The organism is Streptomyces sp. NPDC102462 (assembly GCF_044765425.1).
Lineage (GTDB): Bacteria > Actinomycetota > Actinomycetes > Streptomycetales > Streptomycetaceae > Streptomyces.
In genome coordinates this window covers 354,646-378,883 of sequence record NZ_JBIWKB010000001.1, presented here as the reverse complement: position 1 = coordinate 378,883, position 24,238 = coordinate 354,646, and the positions used below count along the sequence as shown (strand labels likewise).

At 70.7% G+C, this 24,238-nt stretch carries 22 protein-coding genes; 7 read left to right on the top strand and 15 right to left on the bottom strand.

All coding sequences use genetic code 11. The features are described from left to right. Positions 1–9: 9 nt before the first annotated feature. The 7 genes from ACIRFL_RS01625 to ACIRFL_RS01595 are packed head-to-tail and all read right to left on the bottom strand — an operon-like array spanning position 10 to position 7,291. On the bottom strand, positions 10–1,110 hold the full coding sequence (locus ACIRFL_RS01625) for a C45 family autoproteolytic acyltransferase/hydolase (protein WP_404023013.1): 1,101 nt from the start codon (positions 1,108–1,110) through the stop codon (positions 10–12). Continuing rightward, entirely contained in the window at positions 1,080–2,114 is a 1,035-nt protein-coding gene (locus tag ACIRFL_RS01620) for a P1 family peptidase (protein WP_404023012.1), read from the bottom strand. Before ACIRFL_RS01620 ends, ACIRFL_RS01625 begins: the two co-directional genes overlap by 31 nt. Next, a complete protein-coding gene (locus tag ACIRFL_RS01615; protein ID WP_404023011.1) occupies positions 2,111–2,866 on the bottom strand; it encodes an ABC transporter ATP-binding protein in 756 nt (251 codons plus the stop codon). The genes ACIRFL_RS01620 and ACIRFL_RS01615 overlap by 4 nt, the downstream gene beginning before the upstream one ends. Continuing rightward, entirely contained in the window at positions 2,863–3,852 is a 990-nt protein-coding gene (locus tag ACIRFL_RS01610; RefSeq protein ID WP_404023009.1) for an ABC transporter ATP-binding protein, read from the bottom strand. The genes ACIRFL_RS01615 and ACIRFL_RS01610 overlap by 4 nt, the downstream gene beginning before the upstream one ends. Next, positions 3,849–4,709, bottom strand: coding sequence for an ABC transporter permease (locus tag ACIRFL_RS01605; protein ID WP_404023007.1), 861 nt, complete (start codon positions 4,707–4,709; stop codon positions 3,849–3,851). The genes ACIRFL_RS01610 and ACIRFL_RS01605 overlap by 4 nt, the downstream gene beginning before the upstream one ends. After that, on the bottom strand, positions 4,706–5,677 hold the full coding sequence (locus ACIRFL_RS01600) for an ABC transporter permease (protein ID WP_404023005.1): 972 nt from the start codon (positions 5,675–5,677) through the stop codon (positions 4,706–4,708). The genes ACIRFL_RS01605 and ACIRFL_RS01600 overlap by 4 nt, the downstream gene beginning before the upstream one ends. A 6-nt stretch (positions 5,678–5,683) precedes the next feature. Next, on the bottom strand, positions 5,684–7,291 hold the full coding sequence (locus tag ACIRFL_RS01595) for an ABC transporter substrate-binding protein (RefSeq protein WP_404023004.1): 1,608 nt from the start codon (positions 7,289–7,291) through the stop codon (positions 5,684–5,686). A gap of 44 nt (positions 7,292–7,335) precedes the next feature. Between ACIRFL_RS01595 and ACIRFL_RS01590 the strand changes: the two genes are divergently transcribed. The 3 genes from ACIRFL_RS01590 (at position 7,336) to ACIRFL_RS01580 (ending at position 9,733) form a co-directional block, all read left to right on the top strand. Further along, positions 7,336–7,701, top strand: coding sequence for a winged helix-turn-helix transcriptional regulator (locus ACIRFL_RS01590; protein WP_404023003.1), 366 nt, complete (start codon positions 7,336–7,338; stop codon positions 7,699–7,701). 368 nt (positions 7,702–8,069) lie between these two features. Beyond that, positions 8,070–8,723, top strand: coding sequence for an FMN-dependent NADH-azoreductase (locus tag ACIRFL_RS01585; protein ID WP_404023001.1), 654 nt, complete (start codon positions 8,070–8,072; stop codon positions 8,721–8,723). A gap of 143 nt (positions 8,724–8,866) precedes the next feature. Beyond that, complete coding sequence (locus ACIRFL_RS01580; protein WP_404022999.1) at positions 8,867–9,733, top strand: sulfurtransferase; 867 nt, start codon at positions 8,867–8,869, stop codon at positions 9,731–9,733. A 33-nt stretch (positions 9,734–9,766) separates the two neighbouring features. Here ACIRFL_RS01580 and ACIRFL_RS01575 read toward each other — a convergent pair whose 3' ends face one another. From ACIRFL_RS01575 to ACIRFL_RS01545, 7 genes are read right to left on the bottom strand one after another with little or no spacing between them, the layout of a single operon-like run. Further along, the gene (locus tag ACIRFL_RS01575; protein WP_404022998.1) at positions 9,767–10,780 is read right to left on the bottom strand and encodes an aldo/keto reductase; all 1,014 of its coding nucleotides are present in this window, start codon (positions 10,778–10,780) and stop codon (positions 9,767–9,769) included. Between the two features lie 15 nt (positions 10,781–10,795). Beyond that, entirely contained in the window at positions 10,796–12,163 is a 1,368-nt protein-coding gene (locus tag ACIRFL_RS01570; protein ID WP_404022996.1) for an NtaA/DmoA family FMN-dependent monooxygenase, read from the bottom strand. Further along, entirely contained in the window at positions 12,160–13,617 is a 1,458-nt protein-coding gene (locus ACIRFL_RS01565) for an LLM class flavin-dependent oxidoreductase (protein ID WP_404022995.1), read from the bottom strand. Before ACIRFL_RS01565 ends, ACIRFL_RS01570 begins: the two co-directional genes overlap by 4 nt. A gap of 33 nt (positions 13,618–13,650) precedes the next feature. Then, a complete protein-coding gene (locus ACIRFL_RS01560) occupies positions 13,651–15,318 on the bottom strand; it encodes a dipeptide ABC transporter ATP-binding protein (protein WP_404022994.1) in 1,668 nt (555 codons plus the stop codon). Then, entirely contained in the window at positions 15,305–16,186 is an 882-nt protein-coding gene (locus ACIRFL_RS01555; protein ID WP_404022993.1) for an ABC transporter permease, read from the bottom strand. Before ACIRFL_RS01555 ends, ACIRFL_RS01560 begins: the two co-directional genes overlap by 14 nt. Before the next feature lies 1 nt (position 16,187). After that, positions 16,188–17,117, bottom strand: a complete 930-nt coding sequence (locus ACIRFL_RS01550) for an ABC transporter permease (RefSeq protein WP_404022992.1) — start codon at positions 17,115–17,117, stop codon at positions 16,188–16,190. Positions 17,118–17,121: 4 nt separating this feature from the next. Next, positions 17,122–18,744: an ABC transporter substrate-binding protein gene (locus ACIRFL_RS01545; RefSeq protein ID WP_404022991.1), complete on the bottom strand. Its 1,623-nt coding sequence runs from the start codon at positions 18,742–18,744 to the stop codon at positions 17,122–17,124. Positions 18,745–19,114: 370 nt separating this feature from the next. On the opposite strand from ACIRFL_RS01545, the gene ACIRFL_RS01540 reads away from it, so the two are divergent. The 4 genes from ACIRFL_RS01540 to ACIRFL_RS01525 all read left to right on the top strand — a co-directional run bounded on the left by ACIRFL_RS01540 (position 19,115) and on the right by ACIRFL_RS01525 (position 21,271). Beyond that, positions 19,115–19,549, top strand: a complete 435-nt coding sequence (locus ACIRFL_RS01540) for a transposase (RefSeq protein WP_404022989.1) — start codon at positions 19,115–19,117, stop codon at positions 19,547–19,549. A 9-nt stretch (positions 19,550–19,558) separates the two neighbouring features. Next, a complete protein-coding gene (locus tag ACIRFL_RS01535; protein ID WP_404022987.1) occupies positions 19,559–19,993 on the top strand; it encodes an OsmC family protein in 435 nt (144 codons plus the stop codon). A gap of 62 nt (positions 19,994–20,055) precedes the next feature. Further along, positions 20,056–20,886, top strand: coding sequence for a sulfurtransferase (locus ACIRFL_RS01530; protein ID WP_404022986.1), 831 nt, complete (start codon positions 20,056–20,058; stop codon positions 20,884–20,886). Positions 20,887–21,058: 172 nt separating this feature from the next. Continuing rightward, positions 21,059–21,271: a hypothetical protein gene (locus ACIRFL_RS01525; protein ID WP_404022984.1), complete on the top strand. Its 213-nt coding sequence runs from the start codon at positions 21,059–21,061 to the stop codon at positions 21,269–21,271. A 25-nt stretch (positions 21,272–21,296) separates the two neighbouring features. Here ACIRFL_RS01525 and ACIRFL_RS01520 read toward each other — a convergent pair whose 3' ends face one another. Next, entirely contained in the window at positions 21,297–24,050 is a 2,754-nt protein-coding gene (locus ACIRFL_RS01520) for a sialate O-acetylesterase (protein WP_404022983.1), read from the bottom strand. Positions 24,051–24,238 lie beyond the last annotated feature (188 nt).

Here is a 24,238-nt window from a genome sequence, read left to right as displayed (position 1 = left end):
GACGCGGGGTCAGAAGTGCTCCCACGACGTGTCATCCCCCGCGGTGCACGGGCCGCCGTCGTGGCACCGCAGCCGGCCGTGCGCCAGGTCGAGGCTGACCGTCAGCAGGGTCCGCCACTGCTGGTGGGACGGCAGCCCCGGCTGCGGATGGCAGCACACGGGGGCGCCGTCGCTGTCGTGTGCGTGCAGCAGTTCGGTCCAGCGGGCCGGATCGGGGCAGGCGAGCAGTTCCCTGCGGGTCGTCAGGTGTTTGAGGCGTGCGTAGGTGCTGCCGGTGGGGGCGGCCAGCTCCCCTTCGGCCAGGCGGGGGTCGAGGAAGTGGTTGGTGTGCAGGAGGTAGCCGTCCGGGTCGGGGCGCAGTACGGCGGTGCCGGCCGGACTGAGTTCGATGCACGCGGCGTCCCCGTACCGGCCGTCGAAGGTGACGACGGTCAGCACCGTGGACGCCGACACGTCCGCCGAGCGTGCGATGTCGACGGCGTCGGCGAGGGTGGCCGCCTCGTCGAGGATCCTGCGGGCCACGACGTGCACGGGTACGCCGATGCGCGCGCCGTCCGCTGTGTGGCTGAGGATGTTGAAGTGCAGCCCGAGTCCTGCCGAGTTGAGGCCGATCTTGCCGAGGATGCCCGCTTCGGTGAAGGTCCGTGCCTCGCCGACCCGGGCCGCCCGATACCGGTTGAGGGTCTTGGTGTCGGTGAACTCCTCGTGCCAGTCCCAGGTCTGAATGGTGTGCGGGGCGCCCCTTTCTGCGACACAGACGGCTGTCGAGCACTCGCCCTCCGCCGTCGCGCCGACGGTGGCGAGTATCTCCGTGCGGGCGTTGAGCATGCCGAGCTGCCACAGGTCCACGCCCGCGGCCCCGGCGAGGGCCGCGAGTTCCCGGTGCAGGGCGGGCGCCCAGCGGTGTATCTCCTCACTCGCCTGCTCGCCGTAGGGGCGCAGCAGCTCCGGAGGGACCCGTACGGCGTCGAAGAGCTGCCGGTATGCGGCGATGCCCGCCCGTATGCGTGGTCCGTGTGCGGTGCCGAGGGCGCGACCGCGGGCCGTGGGGTCGGCGGCGTCGGTGTGGTGGCGGGCGATCACCGGGCGCTGCTCAGGATCGCGTCCCACATCACTTCGCCGGCCACGGAGCCGAGTCCCGCGGAGTTCAGCGCGTAGGCGCCGGTGCGCGAGGGGGTGGTCGGCAGATCGACCTCGGCGGTGGTGAGCGTGAAGAGAGTGTCGCCGTCGAGGTTGGTGTGGAAGGGCTGGATGCCCCGGTGCATGGAGCCGTGCACCTGCCGGCCCAGCTGCTCCAGGGCCCGGTCGTCCAGCCGCACGTTGGTGATCAGCACCGAGATGGTGGTGTTGCCGTACCCGGTGGTGGGGCCGTCGCCCGCGAACGCGGCCTGGTAGTCGAGGTGCGGCAGCCGGCGGGTGCCGGTGGCGGGGTCGTAGTTGCCGCGTACGACGGTGCCGTCACGGTCCACGATGACACCCACGGCGTTGACCACCGTCGCCGCGAGGATCTTCACGTCTCCGAACTGCCGGAACGCGGCGCCCTGGCCGGCGAATTCGCAGCGGGACCAGTCGATCTTGCCGACGGAGGCGCTGACCCCCGCGCCTGCCCGTCCGACGGGGAACCGGCCCGGTGCGGCCGTGCGGAGCGCGGCCCGGCCGAGGGCGGCGTCGGGCACGATGGCGTTGTCGCGGGCCGCGAAGTCGTAGATGATCGCGCCCGACACACATTTCAGATCGTTCCAGCCGACCCGGTTGTCCACGCGGGCCCGGAGTTCGTCGGCGACTCCGGCGCAGGCGCCGAGCCCGTAGAGGGATCCGCCCGACAGGCAGATGGCGTGGGCGTACTGCTTGTCGCCGTAGGACAGGCCGATGGCGCCGCCGCGTTCGTCGATGAACATCCGGGCGCCGGCCGGGACATGGACGACGGTGACGCCGGTGGGGCCCTCCGGGTACTCGGCGGTGCCGACCTCAACACCGGGGAAGTCGAAGGCGACGCTCCCCTGGCCGGGGCTCGGGCGGGGCACGAGGGAGAAGTCGTCGTTACTCTTGGCCGGCCCGAACGACGGGGCGGGGATGGTCCGGCCGGGGTGTCCCGTGTGCTCGGTCGTGGTCATAGCGTCTCCAGGAGCTGTCGCGAGTAGGGGTGCTGCGGGGCGGAGTAGAAGCGCTGGGCGTCGGCGAGTTCGACGATCCGGCCGGTGTGCATCACCGCCACGCGGTGGGCGAGGTAGCGCACCGCGGCCAGGTCGTGGGAGATGAACAGGGCGCCGAAGCCGTGTTCGCCCTGCAGATCGTGGATCAGGTTGAGGATGTGTGCCTGGACGGAGACGTCCAGGGCGCTGACCGCCTCGTCGAAGACGATGAAGCGCGGACGGGTGATCAGGGCCCGTGCGATGGCCACGCGCTGGCGCTGGCCGCCGGAGAGTTCGTGCGGCAGCCGCCGCGCGAAGGAGGCGGGCAGGCCGACCCGGTCGAGGATGCGCAAGGCCGCCGGGTGGTGCGAGCGCAGTCGGCCGCCTTCGACGGCGGCCCGTGGTTCGGCCACCGAATCCGCCACGGTCAGGCGGGGGTTGAGGGACCAGTGGGGATTTTGCAGGACGGCCTGGACCGCTCCGGTGTGCGCACCGCGCGGACGGCGACCGCGCTGGACGGTGCCGAGGAAGCGGACCGTCCCGGAGGTGGGCCGGCGCAGGCCGAGGGCGACTGATCCGGTGGTCGTCTTGCCGGACCCGGACTCGCCCACCAGGCCGAGGGTCTCGCCCTCGGCGATGCGGAAGCTGATGCCGTCCATCGCGGTGACCGCGTGGCCCCGGCCGCGTTTGAAGACCATGCGGACGTCGTCCAGTTCGAGCACCGTTTCGCTCATCGCGCGTTCTCCTTCGGCGCCGGCAGGGTTACGGGTGTGCCGCCCGGGTGGTGGCACAGCACCGCCCGTCCGGCGACCGTGCGCGGCGAGGGGCGGACGGTCCGGCAGTCGCCGGCCGCCGACCCACATCGCGGCGTAAAGACGCACCCCGGCGGGTCCTCGGTGAGCACGGGCGGGGTGCCACCGATGGCGAGCAGCCGGGTGCCGCCCTTCGCGCGGGCTGGATCGGCGGCCAGCAGGGCTGCGGTGTAGGGGTGTTGGGGTGCGGCGAGCACATCGGCGGTCGTGCCGTCCTCGACGACCCGGCCGCCGTACATGACGGCGATGCGTCCGCACCAGCGGGCCACTCCGCCCAGGTCATGGCTGAGCCAGAGCACGGTGGTGCCCCGCTCGGCGGCGAGGGTGAACAGCAGCCGCAGTACCTCCTCGCGCACCTGGCTGTCCAGGGCGGCGGTGGGTTCGTCGGCGATCAGCAGGGCGGGCTTGCGGGCCATGGCCGTCGCCACGGCGACACGCTGGGCCATACCGCCGGAGATCTGGTGCGGGTAGAGCCGCAGCACATGTTCGGGGTCACGGATGCGCACCTGGTCCAGCAGGGCGACGAGGTCGACGGGTGTGTCGCGCAGGGCCAGCCGGAGTTGCCTGCCGATGCGCAGGGTCGGGTCCAGCGCGCCGATCGGGTCCTGGGGCACATAGGCCAGGCGCTCGCGGCGCAGGCGGGCCCGGCGGTCCGGCGGCAGGTCCAGTACGGACTCGCCGTCGACCAGGACCCGGCCGCGCGGACAGCGGGCGCCGGACGGCAGCAGACGCCCGGTGAGCAGTCCCAGGGTGGACTTGCCCGAGCCGGACTCGCCGACGATGCCGACACTCTCGCCGGGCCCGGCGGTCAGGCTCGCGCCGTCCAGGGCCCGCACGACGTCCGGGCCGGTGCGGTACTCGGTGACGACGTCGTCGATCACCAGCAGGGGGGACGTCTTCGCGGTCATACCAGCGACCTCGTCTCTCGCGGTTCGAAGCGGTCGCGCAGGCTGTCCCCGACGAGGTTGATCGCCATGATCGCGGCGACCAGGACGACGCCGGGCGCGATGATCAGCCAGGGGGCGCCGACCATGTAGAGGCCGCCTTCCTGGATCAGCAGTCCGAGGGAGGCGTCCGGGAGTTGGACGCCGTAGCCGAGGAAGCTCAGGCCGCCCTCGACGAGGATGCCGACGGACAGGGCGTAGGTGCCCTGGACGGCGACGGTGCCGGCGACGTTCGGCAGGATGTGCCGCAGCATGATCGTCGGGGCGCGCACGCCGCTGATCCGCGCGGCGGTGACGAACTCGCGCCGGGCGACGGCGCGGGCGGCGATGCCGACCATGCGGGTCATCAGCGGCACGGTGACCAGGACGATCGCGGCGAGCGCCGTCGTACGGCCGGGGCCGAGGACGGCCGCGACGAGGACGGCCAGCACGATCGCGGGGAAGGCGTACAGCACGTCCCCGGTCCGCAGGATCAGCTCCGCCGTCCGGCCACCCCGGTAGCCGGCGACGACACCGAGAGCCGTGCTGATCACCGCCGTGCAGGCGACGGCCAGGGCCGACAGCAGGAGGGTGGTGCCGATGCCCTGGAGCAGGCGGGGCAGCAGCGAGCGTCCCAGGTTGTCCGTGCCCAGGGGCCATCCGGACCCGGGCGGTGCCAGGCGGGGGCCCACGATCGCGTCCGGACGGCCGCCGGCCCCGGTCAACTGGCCGAGCAGGGTGGCGAGTACCAGCGCCACGAGGACCCAGACCGCGCCGCGCAGCAGTCCGTCCCAGGACCTCATGGCCGGCGTCCGACGGACGCGGGCGGCCGTTGCCTTCATGACCCGGTTCCCTTCGCCAGCACGCTGATCCGCGGGTCGATCAGCCCGCTGACCAGGTCCACCAGCAGGTTGGCGGTGATGAACACCACCGCCGCCAGCAGCACCCCGGCCTGGATGACCGCGTAGTCGCGGCGGTCGAGCCCGTCCACGACGTACGAGCCGAGCCCAGGGACGTTGAACAACCGCTCGACGATGACCGCGCCGCCCAGCAGATAGGCGCTGAGGGTGGCCACCAGGGTGAGGACGGGGACCGCCGCGTTGCGCAGGACGTGGTGGCGCACGATGAATCCCTTCGGTTCGCCCCGGGCGACCGCGGCGGCGATGTGCGGTTCCACCAGCACACCGAGCACGGCGTCACGGGTGGTGCGGGCGGTCGCGGCGACGCAGAACACCGCGAGGACGCAGGCGGGCAGCAGCAGTGAGCCGATCGAGCCGAGCGGATCCTGCGACCAGGGCACATAGGTCCCGACGGTCAGGCCGAGGCGGTAGCGGGTGAACAGGAACACCACCAGGCTGCCGAGCGCGAACTCCGGCAGGCTCATGCCGAAGGCGCTGACCAGCCGGCCCAGCACTCCCCCGCGCCCGCCGCTGTCCCGCGTCCCGGTGTACACGCCGAGCGGGATGCCGATCAGTACGGTGACGGCGAGGGCCAGCGCGGTGAGGGTGACGGTGACCGGCAGCCGGTCGCCGAACTCGGTCGCGACCGGGGCCCGGGTGACCAGCGAGGTGCCGAAGTCGCCGGTGGCGGCGTTGCGCAGCCAGTGCCCGTACTGCTCCACCACGGGCTGGTCGAGGCCGAACCGGGCGGCGGCGGACGTCTTCTGCTCCGGTGTGGCGAGCGGTCCGAGCACCAGGTCGGTGTAGCTGCCGGGCATCGCGCGGACCGCGGCGAAGATCAGCACGGACACCCCGAACAGGGTGAGCGCGGCGGTGGCGATACGGCCCACAAGCCAACGGATGTGGTCCACGGCGGGCTACTTCGCGTCCGGGAGCGTGTAGTCGGCGATGTCCCGCAGGATGTTCCCGTAACCCTCGGCGGCGCGCAGGGTGGGGCTCACCCGGTCGGTGCGGTAGCCGATGACGGACGGGCGGGTCACCAGGGGCAGCATCTGGGCGCCGGTGTCCACGCGTGCGCACAGCTCGGCGAGTGCCTTGGTGCGGGCGGCTCCGGCCGGTGCGCGGCCGGCGGCGTCGATCAGGCCGTCCAGCGTCGCGTCGTCGGTGAGGAAGGTGCTGGAGAAGCCGGCCAGCACCGGGTTCCACCAGCGGGAGACCATGGAGGCGTCGACGTATCCGGCGAACCAGCCGATGGCCAGGTCGAAGTCGGGCCGCTCGCCGAACACCTTGCTCGTGTACGTCGTGTCGTCGTACTTCTCTATCCTGACGGTGACGCCGGCCTTGGCGAGCTGCTGCTGGATCACCTGGGCGATCTGTCCGACGGCGGGCTCGGAGGTGTACACCGCCAGCCGTAGCGTTCCCGCCTTCTTCAGGGCGGCCGGGCCCGAGGCCCCGGCGGTCGCGGCCGGCAGCTTCCCGGGGTCGCAGGCGCCGGGCAGCGGGCGGGGAGTGACCCCGGTCGGCTCGGCCTGGCCGCCGAGGGCGACGGAGGCGATCTCCTCGCGGTTCAGCGCTCTGTTGAGAGCGAATCTTACCTTTTGGTCGGCCAGTGGGGAATCCGGGTTCTTGGCGTTCTCGACGAGGTAGTAGAAGTCGCTGTTTGCCTGACTCACCACTTCGGCGTCGCGGGTGCCGTTCAACTGGTCCATGGAATCGATGTTGTTGAAGTTCACGAACGCCGCGCTGCCATTGCGCAGCGCGGCGAGCCGGGCCGCTTCCTGCGGCACGATCTCGATCTTCAGATCGGTGATGCGGACATGCTCGGCGTCTCGATAGGACGGATTGCGCGTGAAGTTCCAGTACTGGTCCTGCTTGTGGTTCCTGACCACGAACGGGCCGGTGCCCAGCATTTCCTTCTTGATATCCAGCGAGCCGTCATCGATCTCCTTCATCGGGAGAATGGCGGCAGGGGTGTTGGCGAGCGCCGCGAGGAACGGGGTGTGCGCCTTGGCAAGCCGGACGGTGACCTGGTCAGGCCCGCTGGCGGTCACCGACTTCACCGGGCCGAGCTGGGCGGCGTAGGCGGCCTTGGACTTCAGCAGCCGCTTGAGGCTGCCGACGACGTCGGCGGGGGTGAGGGCGCGCCCGTTGGCGAACTTCACGCCCTTGCGCAGGCTGAAGACGTACTCGGTGGCGCTCGGCTGGGTCCAGGAACTGGCCAGCAGCGGCTCGACCTCGAACTTCGGGCCTATGGTGACGAGCGGTTCATAGACCAGGGACTCGATCGACCAGGACCGGGCGGTGGCGGCGGTCTGCGGGTCGAGGCCGCCCGCCTCCACGGTGTCGTAGTCGAGTTGCACGGTGAGCGGCCCGCTGCCCTTGAAGGACGCGTCGGACGCCGCGAGATAGCCGGACTTCGGGGCCTTGCGTGCTGCGTCCGTGTCGGTCGCGGCGGGTGCGGAACAGGATGTCACGGCGGCCGACAGAACGACGGAGCACCCGACGATGATCGCTGATCCTCGCATTCCCGCTCCTCCTTTCCGGGGAGTTTGCCGGATCGTTCCGGCATGTGCAGCGCGGCTCCATCCATGACGACACATGCCCGAGTTTCCAGGGCGCCCTCGAACTGGTCGGGCGCCGCTGGACGGGCTCGGTCCTGGCAGCCGCCCTCCAGGGCGCCCATCGCTTCGGCGAGTTCCGGGCCCTGATCGACGGCATCTCGGACCGGCTGCTCGCGCAGCGGCTGAAGGAGCTCGAAGCGGAAGGACTCATCGAGCGGACCGTGGTCCCCAGCACCCCGGTGCAGGTGCACTACGGCTTGAGCGGAGAGGGCAGGGCCCTGATGGCCGCCCTGCAGCCGCTGGCGCAGTGGAGCGTCCGGCGCGCCGCCCGGCGGACCGGCGATCCCGAGGCCGAGGCCGGCGACCACCGCTGACACCTGCCGGCGGAAGCCGGTGTCGCCGACGAAGCCGCCCTGCCGGAAAGGGAGTTGCCGGGCCTGTTCCAGGAGCAGGCCGAAGACCGTGGCCGCGAGTGCCTTGAACTGATGGCCGGCGCACCCGTCACCGACGCCGGCCGTCACGCGAAGCCGCGCGGGCGACGGCAAGACCGGCTGGGTCGAGCAGACCGTCCCCCGCGCCCGGAGTGAACGTCGCCCTGCGGGCCTCCGGCGGGCGTCACCCACTTACTTTTCATTAGTGACTAATCGGCTCCTGGTGTCGACCGTGCCCGCGGAGCACCGTGGACACGTGCTGCCCTGCCGGCGGCCACGAAAGATCACGCATCACGCACCTGGAGTTCCCCATGGCAACCCTGCTCCACCTCGATTCCTCCCTGCACCCGGGCACCGATTCCAAGTCCCGCACCGTGGCACTGAAGTTCCGCGACGCGTGGCAGGAGCAGCACCCCGGCGGCACGGTGGTCCACCGCGACCTCGCCGCTGACCCGCTGCCCCATCTGGATGTGCACGATGTCTCCGCGGCCTTCGTGGACGCGGATTCCCGGACGCCGGTGCAGGCCGCGGCGTTCGCCAGGCGCCTGACGCTGGTCGAGGAGCTGGAGCGGGCCGACGCCGTGCTGCTCGGCGCCCCGATGTACAACTTCACGATCCCCTCGACCCTCAAGAGCTGGATCGACCATGTGCTCATGGTCGACCACACCACGGGTGACGGCTCCAGCGTCAAGGGCGTCCCGCTCACCGTCGTGGCCAGCCGGGGTGGCTCCTACGCGCCGGGCACTGCGCGGGAGTCGTCCGAGCACGTCCAGAACTACCTGCGGTCCATCCTCGGCGAGTACATGGGCTTCGACATCGACTTCATCGTCCCCGAACTGACCGCCGCCGCCGTCAATCCGGCCATGGCCGAACTCGTCCCCCTGGCCGAGCACTCCTGGGCCAGGGCCCTGGAGGACGCCGCCGCCAAGGGCAAGGACGTGGCCCAACGGGTGGCCGCGGCCTGAGCCGAACCGCTCAGCGGCCTCGCGCCGCCACATGATACATATCAGCTACGCAATAACTTCTTGATGCTGTCATACACGCTATATAGCGTGTTCCTTCCCTGTAGGCGATGGTTGTTTCACCAGCGGAACAGGGAGGGCATCAGGTGCATCCAGCGTCCACGAAGGCCGTCGTCACGTCGGCGAATCAGCTCGCCACCGCCCTGCGCACCGGCGCGAAGATCGTTGTCCTTGAGGTCGGCCAAAAGACGGCGGACGACGTCGGGGCACGGCACTCCTATCTGGCGGGACACATACCCGGCGCTCACTTCGTGCCGTTCGACAACGACCTCGTCGGGGAGCGGACCGGGACCTCAGGCACCGGCCCGCTCCCCGACCCGGGCCAGCTGGAGGAACGGTTGCGCACCTGGGGCGTGGACGACGACAGCACGGTCGTCGTCCACGCACGGCACAGCCCGGCCGTCGCCACCCGTGCCTGGTGGGTTCTTCGCTGGGCCGGCGTGGCGAACGTGCAGTACCTGAACGGCGGCCTGTCCGCCTGGCAGGAGATCGGCGGACCGCTCGACGCCCGTGTTCCGCCGCCGGCCGCCGGGACGGCCGTCGTACGGCCGGGTTCACTCTCCGTGCTCACCGCGGAGGACGCCGGACGGCTTGCCGCGTCGGGGCATCTCATCGACGCGCGGGCCCCGAAGGCGTATGCCGGCGACCCGCGGCGGACGGGGACCGGTCACATCCCGGGCGCGCACAGCATCCCCGGCTCGGACAACTTCACCGACGGCCGACTGCGCGACGCCGCGGCGCTGCGTGCCCTGTACTCGGCGCACCTGGACGGACAGGAGATCGGCGCGTACTGCGGCAGCGGGGTGTCGGCGACGACGACCGTGCTGGCGCTCGCGCACCTGGGCGTCGAGGCCGCTCTGTACCCCGGTTCGTGGTCCGCCTGGATCACCGATCCCGCGCGGCCGACCACGACCGGGGCACAGCCGGGTGCGCACCCGCCGCCGGCGGGGTGAGCGCCGGTGCCGGGGGCCCGCGTCCCCGGCACCTCAGCCGCGGTCCACCACTCCGGGGCCGCCCGACAGATCGCCGGTGAACAGGCCGCGCAGTTCGGCCTCCTCCTCGGCGGTGGGGACCCATCGGGAGGCCAGGACGTTCTCGTCGACCTGCCCGGGCACGGTCACCCCCGCGATCACGCTCGTGACCGTCGGCTGGGCGAGCAGCCAGCCGAGTGCCGCCGCGGCGGGCGTGATGCCGCGCTCGCGCGCGAACCGTTCGAACGTCGCCAGCGCCTCCCAGGGCGCCGCACGCAGCAGGTAATGCTTCAGGTTGGTGATCTTGGCGTCGGCCGGCGCGTGCTCCGCGGAGTACTTGCCGGTGAGCAGCCCGTTCTGGAGGGGGAAGTACGGGATGAAGCCCAGGCCGTGCCGGCGCAGGGCCCAGATCAGCTCCTCCTCCGGCTTGCGCCACAGCAGGCTGTACTCGTCGGTCGTCGACACGAACCGGGTGAACCCCTGCGCCCTGGCGACGTGTTCCGCCTCGACGATCTGCCACGCCTTGAAGTTGGACGCGCCGATGTACCGTACCTTCCCCGATCTCACCAGGGTGTCGAGTGCCGACAGGGTTTCCTCGACCGGGGTGAGGGGGTCGGGGAAGTGGATCTGGTAGAGGTCGATGTAGTCGGTGCGCAGCCGCCGCAGTGACTCCTCGACTGCGGCGATGACGTACTTGCGGGAACCAGGACGGGCGTAGGCGGCGCCGCGTTCCCGGCTCAGGTTCAGCCCGAACTTGGTGCCGATGACGACCTGTTCACGGCGGCCGCGAAGCGCGGCGGCGAACAGTTCCTCGCTCTGTCCGGGCCGGTCACCGTAGCCCTCGGCGAGGTCGAAGTAGGTGACGCCGAGGTCGATCGCGCGGTCGACGATCGCGGTGACCGCCTCCTGGCCGGTCGCTCGCATGCCCGACCGCCCGAAGGTGCTGGCACCGATGCCGATCTCGGACAGGACGAGGCCCGAGGCGCCGAGCTGACGGTGCCCGTCGGGGAGTTGCACAGCAGATGGCACGGTTGTCCGCACTCCTCAGTAGACGTCGTCGGTGTCCAGCAGGCCCTGGAGCGTCGGGGCCTCGTACTCGGTCCGGAAGATGCCACGGCGTTGCAGCTCCGGGACGACGAGGTCGACGAACAGGTCGGCCGGTCCGCGGTGGTACGGGGGGAACAGCTGGACTCCGTCGAGCACTTCCTCGTCCAGGTTCTCCTCCAGCCAGTCGGCGATGGTCTTCGCGTCGCCGACGACGGCCGGCTGCTGTTCGTGCCGGGACCGCTGGACGTAGTGGTACAGCTCGCGCAGGGTCGCGTCCTCGCCGATCTGGGTGGCGAGGATCTGCCGCAGCAGCTCCCGGTCGTTCTTGGCGTCGCGCGCCCGGTCGCTGATCAACGGCCTGAGCGCATCGTCGCCGACGGCGTCGAAGTCGACGACGTCGAGGACGCGTTCGCTGTCGCGGACCCTCGACAGATCGATGCCGAGGGCCTCGGAGAACGCGGCCGGCAGTGCCTGGGTGAGCTGGAAGGCGTTGATCTCGTTGAACTTGGCCCGGGCCTCCCGGACGGTGCCCCCGAGGTGGAAGGTGATCCCAGGGATGATCTTGAACTTGTCGGGATCGCGCCCGTTGGCCGCGACGCGCTCCTTGAGCCTGCGGTACTCCTCCTTGCCGCGGCTGATCCCGAAGTACGGTGAGAAGCGCAGCTGCGCGAAGTCGGCGCCGTAGCGCAGGGACTCCTCGGAGAGGCCCACCTGGACGATCGGGATGTGGCGCTGCACCGGCGGCGGGACGTTCAACGGGCCGCGGACGTCGAAGTGTTCGCCGTGGAAGTCGATCCGGTGCCAGGACCCGGGCCGCACCAGGGTGCCGGCCGCCTTGTCGTCCAGGAGGAGATCGTCGTCCCAGCTCTCGTACAGCAGCCGGTTGACGACCGTGGTGAACTCCCGGGCGCGCGCGTACTTCGTCTCCTCGGTGGGCACCGGGTTCTTGCCGTAGTTGCCGATCGGGTCGCCGTCGCGGTCGATGCCGAAGACGACGTTCAGCGCCGTGCGTCCCCGGTTGAAGTTGTCCAGGGTCGCCAACTGCCGGGCGACGGCGTAGGGATGCTCGAAGGAGGAGTTCACCGACATCACGAACCCGAGGTTCCGGGTGATCGCGGCGGCGTGGCCGGCGTACACGAAGTTGTCCCACCGGAAGATCCGGTTGAGGCGGTCCGGTTCGCTGCCGAGGGCGCTGCCGGCGAAGACGTAGTCCAGTCTGCCGCGCTCGGCGACCCGGGCGATGTCCAGGATGACGCTGGGGTCGCGCAGCCCGAAGTTGGTCGCCTCAGGCAGCCGCCAGGCGTCCAGGTCCCAACCGGTGCCGTAGGCCGCGAGTCCGAGGCGGAGTGCGCGTCGGCCGCTCATGCGGATCGTTCCTCCCGGCCCGTGGTGGCAAAGCTGTTGGGGGGTGTGTCCAGGCCGAAGTGGCCGCGGAAGGTGTCGCTCGTGTACTCGCTCCGGTACACGCCGCGTTCTTGCAGGATCGGGACCACCTCACCGGTGAAACGCTCCAACTGCTCCCACAGGAAGGGTGTGCTCACGTTGAATCCCTCGGCTGCGCCCCGGTCGAACCAGTCGATCAGGGTGTCGGCGACCTGAGCGGCCGTGCCGGTCACCAGGGGGAAGTTCCCGGCGATCGAGGCGCCCAGCAGGTCCCTGACCCGGACGCCGCCGCCCGCCACGGTGCGGTCGGTGCGCTCGGCCAGCGCCGTGAGCAGCCGGCGGCCATACGCGTTGAACTGTTCCGCCCGGTCCGGCTTGACGATGCCGTCGATGCCGAGCGGCCGCAGGTCCACGCCGATCCGCTCGGACAGGGAGCGCACGCTGCGCACGCCCTTGGGCAGCGGGGACCGTGACCCGTTGATCCGGGCCCACTGCGGACCCGACCAGTACGACTCGTCCTGGTCGCCCTCCACGATGTCGTCGTCGAACGGCAGCAGCGCGTTCAGCTCCTCGTACAGCTCGACCGCCGCCGCCCGTGTGTCACCGATGAGCGGTGTGATCCCGGGCAGGAAGAAGATCGGGTCCACCCTGCCGCGCAGGCGTTCGGCTCGCTGCCGCACATCGGTGTTGAACGCGATCGAGTCCTCCGGTGTGGCGGGGCCGGTGAAGTTGATGTCGGCCCACTTCGCGGTCAGCTCACGGGAGAGTTCGGAGGCACCGGCGTACAGCAGCGGGATGTGGCCCTGGGGCGGACGCTCCAGTGGCAGCGTACCGGCGACCTGGAAGTGCCGGCCCTTCCATTCGAGCCGGTGGACCAAGGTGTCGTCGACGTAGTGCCCGGTCTTCTTGTCCTGGAGGTAGGCGCCCTCCTCGATGCTGTCCCACAGCCGCTGGACGACGTGGATGAACTCGTCCGCACGCTCGTAGCGGCCGGCGCCGCCGAGGTCGGGCAGGCTGAAGTTGCGGGCCGCCAGGTCGGAGGCGCCCAGCACGACGTTCCACGCCAGCCGTCCACCGCTGAGGTGATCGAGGGATGCCGTCAGCCTCGCCAGGATGTACGGCTCGTAGAACGTCGGGTGCGCCGTCACGACGAGCCCGATCTTCGAGGAGGCGAGGGCGAGTTGGGAGGCCAGGGTGAAGGGTTCCAGACGTCCGGTGTTGTGGGTGGTGATCCACTGTTCCTCGGCGATGTCACCGGGCAGGGTGTCCCCGAGGAAGAAGAAGTCGAACTTCGCGTCCTCGACGGTCCGCAGCGCCTTGACCGCGTAGTCCAGCTCGAACGCCTGCGCCGTGGGCGCGTCCGGGTGCCGCCAGCCGCCCCAGTGTGTGCCGTTCAGCCAGTGCATATAGCCCAGATGGAGCTGTCGCTCGGGCATGGGGAAGTCCCACCTTTCAGGGTTGTTGCGGATCTACGAGGTCAGGGCCGAGCGGGGCGTGACGGCACCGGGGATCGATGTGAGCAGCTGCTTGACGTAGTCGGTCCGCGGCTTGGTGAGGATGCCCAGGGCGGGGCCGCGCTCGACGATGTGTCCGTGGTGCAGGACGACGATCTCGTCGGACATCTCGGCGATCACGCCCAGGTCGTGCGAGATGAAGAGGTAGGTCAGCGCCAGTTCGCGTTGCAGGGAGTCGAGCAGGTCGAGGATCTGGCGTTGCACGGTCACGTCGAGGGCGGAGACCGGCTCGTCCAGGATGACGACGTCCGGGCGCGGCGCCAGCGCGCGGGCGATGGCCACCCGCTGCCGCTGGCCGCCCGAGAGTTCGGCCGTGTACCGGTCGGCGAGCGACGCGGGCAGGCCGGTCACCTCCAGCAGCTCCGTGATCCTGCGGGCACGTTCCGGCGCCGGGCCGTACTTGTGGCCCTTGAGCGGTTCGTCGAGGATCGCGCGGACCGTGGACCTCGGGTTCAGGGAGGCGAAGGGGTCCTGGTAGACCATCTGCACCGTGCGGTAGAGGCCGGCCTGCCCGGCGCCCCGGCGGTGATGGACGACGGGTTCGCCGTCGATCTCGACCGTCCCGGTGTCCGCCGGGGTCAGGCCGGCGAGGATGCGCACCAGGGTGGTCTTGCCCGAACCCGACGCACCGACGATGCCCAGCGTGGTCCCCTTGCGCACCCGGAACGAGGCGTCGGACACCGCGGTGACCGTGTCCGGGCCGCGGCGGGACGTGAACGTCCTGCCGACCCCCTTGGCCTCGACCACCACCGGGGAGGTTGCGGGCACGGTGCGGAAGTACTCCAGTCGGGCGGTCGCGGCCCGCCGGCCGGAGAAGCCAAGCGAGGAGGACCGCAGCAGGTTCTCCGTGTACGGGTCGCCCGGGTCGGCGACGACCTCGCCGGTCCGTCCGCTGCGCACGATCCGCCCGTCCTTCACCACGGCGATGTCGTCGGCCCGCTCGGCGGCGACCCCCAGGTCGTGGGTGATCAGCAGGATTGCGAGGTCTTCGCTCTCCACCAGGCCCGACAGCAGGTCGAGGATGGTCTTCTGCACCGTGACGTCGAGTGCGGTCGTCGGCTCGTCGGCGATCAGCAGCCGGGGCCGTGTGCTCATCGCGGCGGCGATGAGCACACGTTGGCACATTCCCCCGGACAGCTCGTGCGGGTAGCGCGCGTACAGACGCTCCGGGTCGCGCAGCCCGACCTTCGCGAACAGGTCGATGACCCGTTCGCGGCGCTCCGCGCGGGAGGCCAGGCCGTGCGCGCGCAACGGTTCCGCTGCCTGGACACCGACGGGCAGCAGCGGGTTCAGGCCGAGCAGGGCGTCCTGGGGTATGTAGCCGATCTCCCGGCCCCGCACGGCCCGGTAGTGCCGTTCGGACAGCCCGGTGAGCGGGCGTCCGCCGAGGACCACCTCGCCCGCGGTGATGCGTCCGTTCTCGGCGAGGGTCCCCGTGACGACCCGGCCGAGGGTGGACTTGCCCGATCCGGACTCGCCGACGACGGCCCGGATCGATCCCGCCGACACGTCCAGGCTCACGCCGTCGAGCACGGGAGTCGCGGCGCGTCCGGGCAGCGCGAACTCGACGCTCACGTCGCGCATGCGCAGCAGCGGCGTGCCCGCGGGGTCAGGCGACGACACGTGTCCTCCCTCGGTTGAACGATCTGCCGATGCGGTAGACCGCGAGCACGGTCGTCACGATCACCAGGCCGGGCAGCAGGCTCAGCCACCACTGGACTCCGATGAACGTGCGCCCCTCGGCCACCAGAAGGCCCCATTCGGGCGTCGGCGGGGGCGCGCCCAGTCCGAGGAAGCTCAGCGCGGCGACGGTCAGGATCGCCGTGCCGATGTCCATCGTCGCCGCGGCCAGCACCGAGCGGGACGCGTTCGGCACGACATGTCTGAACAGCCGGCGGACATAGCCGTGCCCGGCGAAGACCGACGCCTCGACGTACGGGGCGTTGCTGACCCTGAGCACTTCGGACCGCATCAGCCGGGCGAACCCCGCGGTGCTGTTGATGCCGATGGCGACGGCGATGTTGAGCGTTCCGCGTCCCAGGGCGGAGATGATCGCGAGTGAGACGATCAGGCTCGGCACCGCCAGCATGATGTCGACGATCCGCATCAGGACGCTGTCGGCCCGGCCGCGCAGCGCGCCGGCCACGAGCCCGATCGAGGAACCGCTCACCAGACCGATGGCCACGGCGATCAACGCGGCCTGGAGCGAGAGCCGTGTGCCCCACACGGTGCGGGTGAACTGGTCGCGGCCGAAGTCGTCCGTGCCGAACAGGTGGCCCGAGCCGGGTGGGAGCAGCATCTGCGAGGCGTCCTGCCGCAGCGGGTCGCCGGGCGCGAACAGGCCGGGGTGGACGGCCGCCGCGAGGATGACGGCGACCCACAGGCAGGCCGCGAGCAGTCCGGGCGAGCGCAGCAGTTCGGCCGCATGCCGTCCGAGCGCCCGGGAGCGGGCCGGCGACGGCGTGGATGCCTTCGCTTGAAGAACCGTCATGTCATCCCTCCCATCGGATCCGCTTGTCGAGCAACGGGTAGAGGGCGTCGACGACCAGGTTCACCACGACGAAGATCACCGCGCTGATCGTGACCGCGACCAGGACGACGGGCATGTCACGGCCGTTCACCGCGTCGACCACGAGCCGGCCCACGCCGAGCCGGGAGAACACCGTCTCCGTCAGCACCGTCCCGCCGACCATGACGCCGACGGTGGTGCCCAGCGAGGTGAGGACCGGCAGCGCGGCGTTCTTCAGGGCGTGCCGGACGACGATGTCGAACCGGCTGAGCCCCCAGTTGCGGGCGGTCTCGATGTACGGCGAGGTCAGCGCGGCGCGGAGGTTGGCCGTCAGCAGTTGGGAGATGCTGCCGCCGCCGGCCACCGCGAGGGCCACCGAGGCGACGAGCAGCCCGCCGAACCCCTGGTCGCTGACCGCCTTGATCCAGTGCAGTTGGAAGGCGAACACCTGGAGCAGCACCAGCCCGACCAGGAAGGGCGGCAGCGACACCGCTATCGGTGGCAGCGAGATGAGCAGTTCACGCGCCCACTTCCAGTCGGTCAGCTCGATGACCACGGACAGCGTCACCCCCAGCACTGCGGCCAGGAGCAGTCCGAGGAGGGCCAGTTGGAGTGTCTGGGGGAAGGATTCGACGTACACGTCCACCGCCGGCCTGCGCTGGTAGACGCTCTGGCCGAAGTCCCCGTGCAGGGCCCCGGTCAGAGCGTCCCAGTACTGCACGTACACCGGGCGGTCCAGGCCCAGCAACTCACGCTGCTCGGCCAGGAGTTGCTTGACGTCGCCGCCGTCGGCGCCGGCCGTCAGACCGCCCGCCGCGTCGCCGGGCACCACGTACAGCAGGAAGAAGGCTCCGGTGAAGGCGCCCCACACCACGATGACGCCGTGAAGGAGCCGAAGACCGTATCGTGCCATGGCTCTACTTCTTCGCCAGCCAGGCGTTGATCAGGTACTGGTCGAGTCCGACGGGCTCGATGTCGTGCAGCCGGGGCGAGTAGGCCCAGATGTCGACGTCGTTGGACACGGGGATCTCGTAGGCCCGCTCGACGAGGATGCGGGACGCCTGGTCGACCAGCTTCTGGCGCTTTTCCTTGTCGACCGTCTGGTTCTGCTCCTGAAGGAGCCGGTCGAGTTCCTTGCCGGTCTTGTCGTCGTCGGCGATGAAGCTGCGGTCGGAGCCGGTCGTCTTCCCGTAGTTGGCCCGCAGGACGTCCGGGTCCGGCGAGGACGCGTACCAGTAGGCGATGTCGTACTCGCCGCTGAGCAGTTTCTCGTTGGCCTCGGCGGCCAGCGGCGGGTCGAGAACGAGTTCGACGCCGAGCTTCTTCCACTGGTCCTGGAGCACCTGCCAGCCCGCGTCGTCCTCCGGTGCGCGCAGCGACAGCCGCTCGCCCTCGGCGTCGACCCGGATGCCGTCGGAGCCGGTCCTGGCCCAGCCCGCCTGTTCCAGCAGGGACTTGGCGCGCTCGGGGTCGTACTTCAGCAGCGCGCTCTGATCCGAGTAGTAGGGGTTGTCCTTGCTCAGCGGGCCGGTCGCGGGCTGGTCGATGCCGCCCGAGTCGATCTTCACAAACTCGTCCCGGTCGATGCCGATCTGCAGTGCCTGCCTGACCCGGACGTCCTTGAGGAACTTCGACGAGGTGTTCACCGGCAGCTCGGTCCCGGTGGCCGGGTTGAGGGTCTTCGAGATGGTCAGCCCGGCGCTCTGGAGCTGGGGGACGTACTTGGCGTTGACCCAGTAGACGAACTGGAGTTCGTCGCCTGCGACGACCGCGCCGTTGCGGACCGAGTCCTCGGGGATGATCTTGTAGACGACCTGGTCGAGATAGGCCGGTCCCGTGTGCCGGAAGTACGCGGGTGCCCAGTGGTAGTCGTCGCGCTTCTTCAGCACGATGCGCTGGTTCGGGACGTACTCCTGGAGATAGAACGGGCCGGAGCCGTCGAGCCACTGCTGCCGCTTCTCCACCGGGAGCCTGGCGGTCTTCTCCGAGACGATCCCGACGTACGCACGCGACAGGGAGGTCAGGAAGGCGGCGTTGGGCTGCGCGAACTCGACCGTGATCTCGTGCTCCGAGGGCGTCTCGATCCGGCTGATGCCCTGCACGATGGTCTTGGCGCTGGAGTGGATGCCCGGCCGGTTCAGGCTCTCCAGGTTGGCCTTGACGACCTTCGAGGTGAGGTGGGTGCCGTCGTGGAAGGTGACGTCGTCGCGCAGCTTGAACGAGTACACCCGCGCGTCGTCGCTCATCGTCCAGCTCGTGGCGAGCCAGGGCTCGACCTGCTTGGTCCTGGGGTTGTAGAACACCAGTGAGTCGGCCAGGGCCCGGGCCACCGTGCGCCAGACCTGGTTGACCACGGCGGCGTCGACACCCCCGGGGTCCGCGCTGAGCCCGATGTTGAGGGTGCCTCCGTAGCGGTCCTTCTTGGCGACCTCGGCTCCGGCCGCGCTCTGCTCACCGTTGCCCGAGCAGGCGGCGGTGGCGAGAAGCGACAGCGCGGCGACCACTGCGGCGAGCCAGCGCCACCGGCGTGAACTGGACACGACTTGTTGTTCCTCTCGATCGGCTCGGGGTGAGCGGTCGGCCACCGGACCGCCGTGCGCGGCCAGGCAGCGACAGGCGGTCTGCGGCCGCGTCGGGCGACGCGATACTCGCGATACCGCGGTACATAAAACTTCTGATATGGACCGCTACGTCTTACACGAGGTGCGACTCGTTCGACTCTGCGTCGTCGACCGCCCTGCTCCGGCATCGTCCCTGGTCGATCCGCTGTCCGGCGCAGTCCGGACGGTGGTTCGAAGAGACAACGGGATCAGGTCTGGGTTACGAGCGCCTCGTAGCCGATATGTTGTCACGGGTGTCCTTGAAGTATCGTGACAAGAATGTTGCAGTCTCCTGAACGGGGAAACCGGCATGGTGTTTGACCGGAAGTACAGCGACGAGATCCGCCGGCGGGCGGTCGAGCGGGTGCTCCAGCGGCGCCGCGACGAGCCCGAGAACCGCTCGATCGTCCGTGAGGTCGCCGAGGAGTTCGAGGTCGGCCCCCAGTCGCTGCGCAAGTGGCTCACGCGCTACGACGACGGCAGTTACGACTACGACTCCCCCGACGGCCACGGCGACGGCTGGGAGCCCGGCACTCCCCCGCCGGCCGCGCGCGGGCAACGCAGACCGAGCCAGCGTGAACTGCAGGCGCGCATCGAGGAACTGGAGCGGCGGATCGCCGTGCTCCAGGAGGACAACCGCTCACTCACCCGCGTCGTGTCGCTGCTGGCCGACCAACTGCGGGTGGCGACCACGACCGGCGCCCAGACTCCGGACTCCACGACCGGTCACCCGCCGCGCCTCTAGACTCCTACGATGAGCGACAAGACAACCGTGACCAGCAATCTGCACGGGCGGACCACCGACGTCCGCGGCCGCTACAGCATCGGCGGCCCGGGGTTCGAGATCCTGTCGGACGGCTCCGTACGCAGCGGCGGCCCGGGCGAGGAGGCCAGTTCACTCGACCTGCTCGTCGCCTCGCTCGTCTCCTGCGCGCTGAACGCGTTCCGGTACGACTTCGTCGAGGACGGTCAGCCGGAGCGCCAGGTCGAGATCTTCGCCCGGATCGAGCGCAAGGTCGAGGGGGACTACCTGGGCACGCTCATCATGGAGTGCTTCATCGACGGCGCCGACCATGTGACCGCCGACCAGCTCGTCGCCGAGTACAAGAAGCGGTGCCGCATCTACAACGCCCTCAAGGACAGCCTTCCGGTGGTGTTCGTCCCGCACACCACCGGCGCGTTGCGATGACGCCGGCCGGTGCGGCCCCTGTCATCGACGCCCCGAGGGCATACGAACAACGAGACCGGTTCGTGTTCGTGGAGGTCGCGCCGTGGCGGGCGATGGCACCGGGACCCGACCCGATCACGGGCAGCATCCCCGGTGCGGTCCGGACCTCGGTCAGGTCCGACTTCGCCGGCACCCCGACGGCGACCAGCGGTCATCTCCCGCTGCCGCGGCGCTCCGGTGTGCGTGCCGCCCTGCTGGCCCGCGGGGTCACGCCGGGTGACGACATCGTGGTCCACACCCGCCGGATCGAGGAGTGGTCGTCCGCCACCCGCGCGTGGTTCACGCTCACCTGGGCCGGTTTTCCCTCGGTACGTGTCCTGGACGGCCACCTGCCGGCCTGGGTCGGTGCGGGCGGCCCGACAACCCTTCGCCAGGAGCCGCCGTCGCCCGTACCGGTGAGCGACGGGTTCGCACCGCAGCCGCCGCCCGGCCTCGGCCGACGCGTCCTCACCACCGCGGACGTCCTGGAGATCGCGCGCTACGGCACACTGCTCGACTCCCGGCCCGCCGGCTCGTACAACGGCGCGCCGGACGACCCGAGGTCCGGTCACATCCCGCATGCGGTCCACGCGTACTCGGCCGAACTGATCGCTCCCGACGGGCTGTTGCGACCGCCCACGGAACTGCGCAAGTGGTTCCTGTCCCGGCGGGCGATCGGCGGCCACGAAGTCGGCGCGTACTGCGGCGGCGGAGTGTCCAGTTCGTTGCTGGTGTTCGTCGGGGCCCTGCTCGGGCAGCAGGTGGGCATGTTCGTCGATTCCTGGTCGGCCTGGGAGCGCGATGCGTCACTGCCCGTCGAGCAGGGCGCGGCCGCAAGCCGTTCCACCGCCGTCGACACCGACTGTGTGGCGTGACCGCGTCGCACAGCTCCACCCCGAGATCCCGCAGACACCGCCGATCATCCGATGACAGAAACCGGGGACTCTCCGTGGATTGTCCGTGTACCCTGGGTAACACTTGGTGGCGGCCTGCCTCACCGACGAGCACACACGGGCCGCAGGCACCCGAACGTCCGGAGGTGCGGCAATGGCCGTCTGTACCCGTTCCGAAGCCGAAGCACAGCACGACGCGGACACCGGCCGGCCCGGCCTGTGCTCCTGGTGCAAACGCCTCGCCCAGGACATCCGGCTGATCCACGCCGTGGAAGCGGGCTCGGGCCCGTGCCCGGGCGGAAGCCGGTTCGCCTGCCGTCCGTGCCGTGAGACCCATCGGCTGGTCCCGCTCGCCGGCCGGCCATGACACCGCGGCACCGGCACGGTGCGGGTCAGCCGATCGGGAGCTTGTCGAAGGCCAGCAGTCCCATCCCCGAGGCGTTGACGATCCATGAGGTGGCCGGGGTCGCGGAGACGGTGGCCGCACCGGGGTGTCCGGTGTGGGTGATCCCGGTCAGGCCCGTGCCCGGGCCCGTCAGGGCGAGGCTGAGGCGGCCGGGGCCGCAGATGACGCCGGCCACCCGCGCGGCCGTGCCGTGCAGGATGAAGTCGGCCCGGGCTCCGGCAGCGCAGCGCAGCGTCTGCGTGGCGTCGGTGAGGTCGATCCGGATCCTGGTGTGTGCCGTGTCCTCCCACCTCGCGCGCAGCGGGTTCGGCGGGTCGGCCGGTGTGGCGGGCCGGACACCGTGCAGGTCACGGAGGATCTGAAGGCTCAGCCAGTCGGCGAGTTGGCGGTATCCCTGCCGGTAGGCGTAGTGGCAGCCGTCATGGCCGTCCAGGCCCATGGTGGTCATCACCGATGTATCCGGAAGTCCGGCGAAGCGGCGCTGCACCTCTTGTACGGCGGTGCTCCTGACGGACCGGCAGTGGTTGCGGATCTGCACGACGTAGATGTGTTCGAGGCCGGTGAAGTCGGCACGCCAGCCGGTCATGAGGGCGCGGACGTGGGCGTCGTGCTGGGCCGCCGTGGGGTTGCCGGACAGGCCGGTGTCCGACTCGCCCTGGTACCAGATGACGCCCCGCACCGCCCCGGCGAGGCCACCGTCGGCGACCCGGCCGAGCAGCCGGCCGTAGTTCGTGGCCGGGTCGGCCGGGAGGTCGTCGGCGCGCCGGAAGAAGCCGGAGGGTCTGCCGCCGTCCGCGCCGTTGAGGATCGCGACCGGGATGCCGGTCCGGTCGGCCAGCAGCTGCCCCAGTCGCATTCCGAGCTGCCCGATCGCACCGCGCTGCGAGGTGTGCCGGGGTTCGAAGCCCTCGCCGGTGGCCCGGTACCAGCTGCGGTCGTGGACGGAGCGCACCGGGTCCGCGCTGCTGTGGCCGAACGTGCGCACCCAGGGTGACGCGTCCTGGGATGCGGCGGTGCCGGCGAACCCGGCGCCCGCGGCCACCGCGTTGGACTGCCCCTCCATGAGGTACACGTCGCCCGCGACCACGTCGCTCGCGCGGCGGACGAGGGTGCCGCCCGTGGGCCGCTGCGCCCACACCTCCACCGTGTAGGAGGCGCGCTCGGCGGTGATCGGGACGCTCAGTGAGCAGAACTCCGCGGCCGGCACCCGCCGGGTCGTCACCAGCGTGCCCTCCCGGTAGACGTTCATGTCCACGGCGGTCACATCGGGGTCGGTGACCCGGCCGCGCACCTCGACCGTCGCCGTGTTCGTGGCCCGGTCGCGGGGATACAGCTGCGCGTCGACCGGACCCGCGGTGAGGTCCACACCGGCCGGCTTCACATAGACCCGCAGATGCGGTCGGGTCCACCCGCGCGCGTTGCCGGCGAACGTCCAGTCCGGCGCACCGCCGGGTGCGGTGCCGACACCGATGTCCACACGCGTCTTGGGCAGATAGGCCCAGCCGTTGACGGCGAGCACCGTCTGCCGGTGCGTCAGGTCATGGACCTGGAACGACCCGTAGCCGCCCGCGCCCGGAACGGGCCGGGACGACGGGCGGGGGTTGTCGACGATGTCCCATGCGCCGGCGCTGCCCCCGGCCGGTGCGTCGGGCGGACGTTCCCGCCCGTACTGGTTCGGCCAGAACTCCAGATATCCGGTGCCGTGGTCGGACGGAAGCACATCAGAACCCCGCACGGTGAGATCCGCGACGCGTCGCCGGGTCGTCCCGGACATGGGCACACCCAGTTTCTTCAGGTCCTGGGTCCAGGCGTCCATCGCCGCGTAGGCCCAGGCCGCAGTGGTGCCGTAGACGCCGTCCAGGCAGTAGGCGACACGGGAGACCGGCGTGCGAAGCGTCTCGGAGTTGTCCACGGCGTACCTCACGCCGCCCGCCCAGGACGCCGCGGTCCTCGGGATCTCCGCGTCGTACAGCAGCCGGTAGTCGGCCAGTTCGCCCACCGTCTGCTCGCACGTCGTCGCGTTCGGCGTGGCCGGCTTGACGTACACGGTCAGCGTGGCCGAGGCCAGCGTCCGCGCCGACTGGGAGAACGTCCAGTCCGGGTGACCGGTCCGCTGGTTGCCCGTGCCGATGTCCAGGTACCGGCCCTTCTTGTGGCTCCATCCGTTGAGCGCCAGTACGGTCTCCCCCGCGGCGGTGTTGTGCACCTGCATGGCCCCGTACCCGGAAGCGGAACCGCTCGGCTTGCCGGTTGCCGCGTTGTGGGTGCCGGGCCAGAACCTGACGTACCCGCCGTCCGCGCGTTCGACATGTGTCACCTTGCTGCCCCACGTCGTCAGGGCCTTCACCGGCCGTGCGGTGGTGGTGTTCGGCACGCCCAGCGCCCTGGGGTCGTTGGTGAGGGCGTCGAACGACGCGTAGGCCCACTCGTGACGGCCCGCCCGGCTCACCGTGTCCAGGCAGTAGGCCACCCGGTCCAGGTACGGTGCGCTCGGCTGCCTGTCCAGCTTCAGCGACCTGTTCAGCGAGTAGGGAACGCCGGTGCCCTTCGGCCAGTACGCCGTCCGGGGCACGTCCAGCTCGTACAGCGGGACATACCCGGCCAGTTCGTCGACCGTCGCGCAGCCGGTCGCGGCGACGTGGACCGCCGACGCCGTCGGGACGGCGGGCGTCACGGTCGTGCCGGCCACCGTGACCACCAGGGCAATGAACCGCGCGGCACCACACAGCACATCACGCATACATATAAGACGAATGACGGGGCGCGCTATGACGCGGGGGCCGCGGGCGCCGTGAGAAGGCCCTCGGCCGGCCGGGAGACCCGCGGGCCGCCGTCCCGCGCCGTCGTGGCGCGGACGACGGCGCGCAGGTGCGCCCCGGGGCAGGTGTCGGCGTAGGCCCGGCCGTCACCGGACGTGTACGCCGACGC

What these genes read in the sequence shown, in the direction of transcription:
- ACIRFL_RS01605 (WP_404023007.1), bottom strand. Translation starts at nt 4,709, where the DNA reads ATGAAGGCAACGGCCGCCCGCGTCCGTCGGACGCCGGCCATGAGGTCC.
- ACIRFL_RS01565 (WP_404022995.1), bottom strand. Translation starts at nt 13,617, where the DNA reads ATGCCCGAGCGACAGCTCCATCTGGGCTATATGCACTGGCTGAACGGC.
- ACIRFL_RS01550 (WP_404022992.1), bottom strand. Translation starts at nt 17,117, where the DNA reads ATGGCACGATACGGTCTTCGGCTCCTTCACGGCGTCATCGTGGTGTGG.
- ACIRFL_RS01520 (WP_404022983.1), bottom strand. Translation starts at nt 24,050, where the DNA reads ATGCGTGATGTGCTGTGTGGTGCCGCGCGGTTCATTGCCCTGGTGGTC.
- ACIRFL_RS01615 (WP_404023011.1), bottom strand. Translation starts at nt 2,866, where the DNA reads ATGAGCGAAACGGTGCTCGAACTGGACGACGTCCGCATGGTCTTCAAA.
- ACIRFL_RS01555 (WP_404022993.1), bottom strand. Translation starts at nt 16,186, where the DNA reads ATGACGGTTCTTCAAGCGAAGGCATCCACGCCGTCGCCGGCCCGCTCC.
- ACIRFL_RS01540 (WP_404022989.1), top strand. Translation starts at nt 19,115, where the DNA reads ATGGTGTTTGACCGGAAGTACAGCGACGAGATCCGCCGGCGGGCGGTC.
- ACIRFL_RS01585 (WP_404023001.1), top strand. Translation starts at nt 8,070, where the DNA reads ATGGCAACCCTGCTCCACCTCGATTCCTCCCTGCACCCGGGCACCGAT.
- ACIRFL_RS01620 (WP_404023012.1), bottom strand. Translation starts at nt 2,114, where the DNA reads ATGACCACGACCGAGCACACGGGACACCCCGGCCGGACCATCCCCGCC.
- ACIRFL_RS01595 (WP_404023004.1), bottom strand. Translation starts at nt 7,291, where the DNA reads ATGCGAGGATCAGCGATCATCGTCGGGTGCTCCGTCGTTCTGTCGGCC.
- ACIRFL_RS01525 (WP_404022984.1), top strand. Translation starts at nt 21,059, where the DNA reads ATGGCCGTCTGTACCCGTTCCGAAGCCGAAGCACAGCACGACGCGGAC.
- ACIRFL_RS01610 (WP_404023009.1), bottom strand. Translation starts at nt 3,852, where the DNA reads ATGACCGCGAAGACGTCCCCCCTGCTGGTGATCGACGACGTCGTCACC.
- ACIRFL_RS01570 (WP_404022996.1), bottom strand. Translation starts at nt 12,163, where the DNA reads ATGAGCGGCCGACGCGCACTCCGCCTCGGACTCGCGGCCTACGGCACC.
- ACIRFL_RS01535 (WP_404022987.1), top strand. Translation starts at nt 19,559, where the DNA reads ATGAGCGACAAGACAACCGTGACCAGCAATCTGCACGGGCGGACCACC.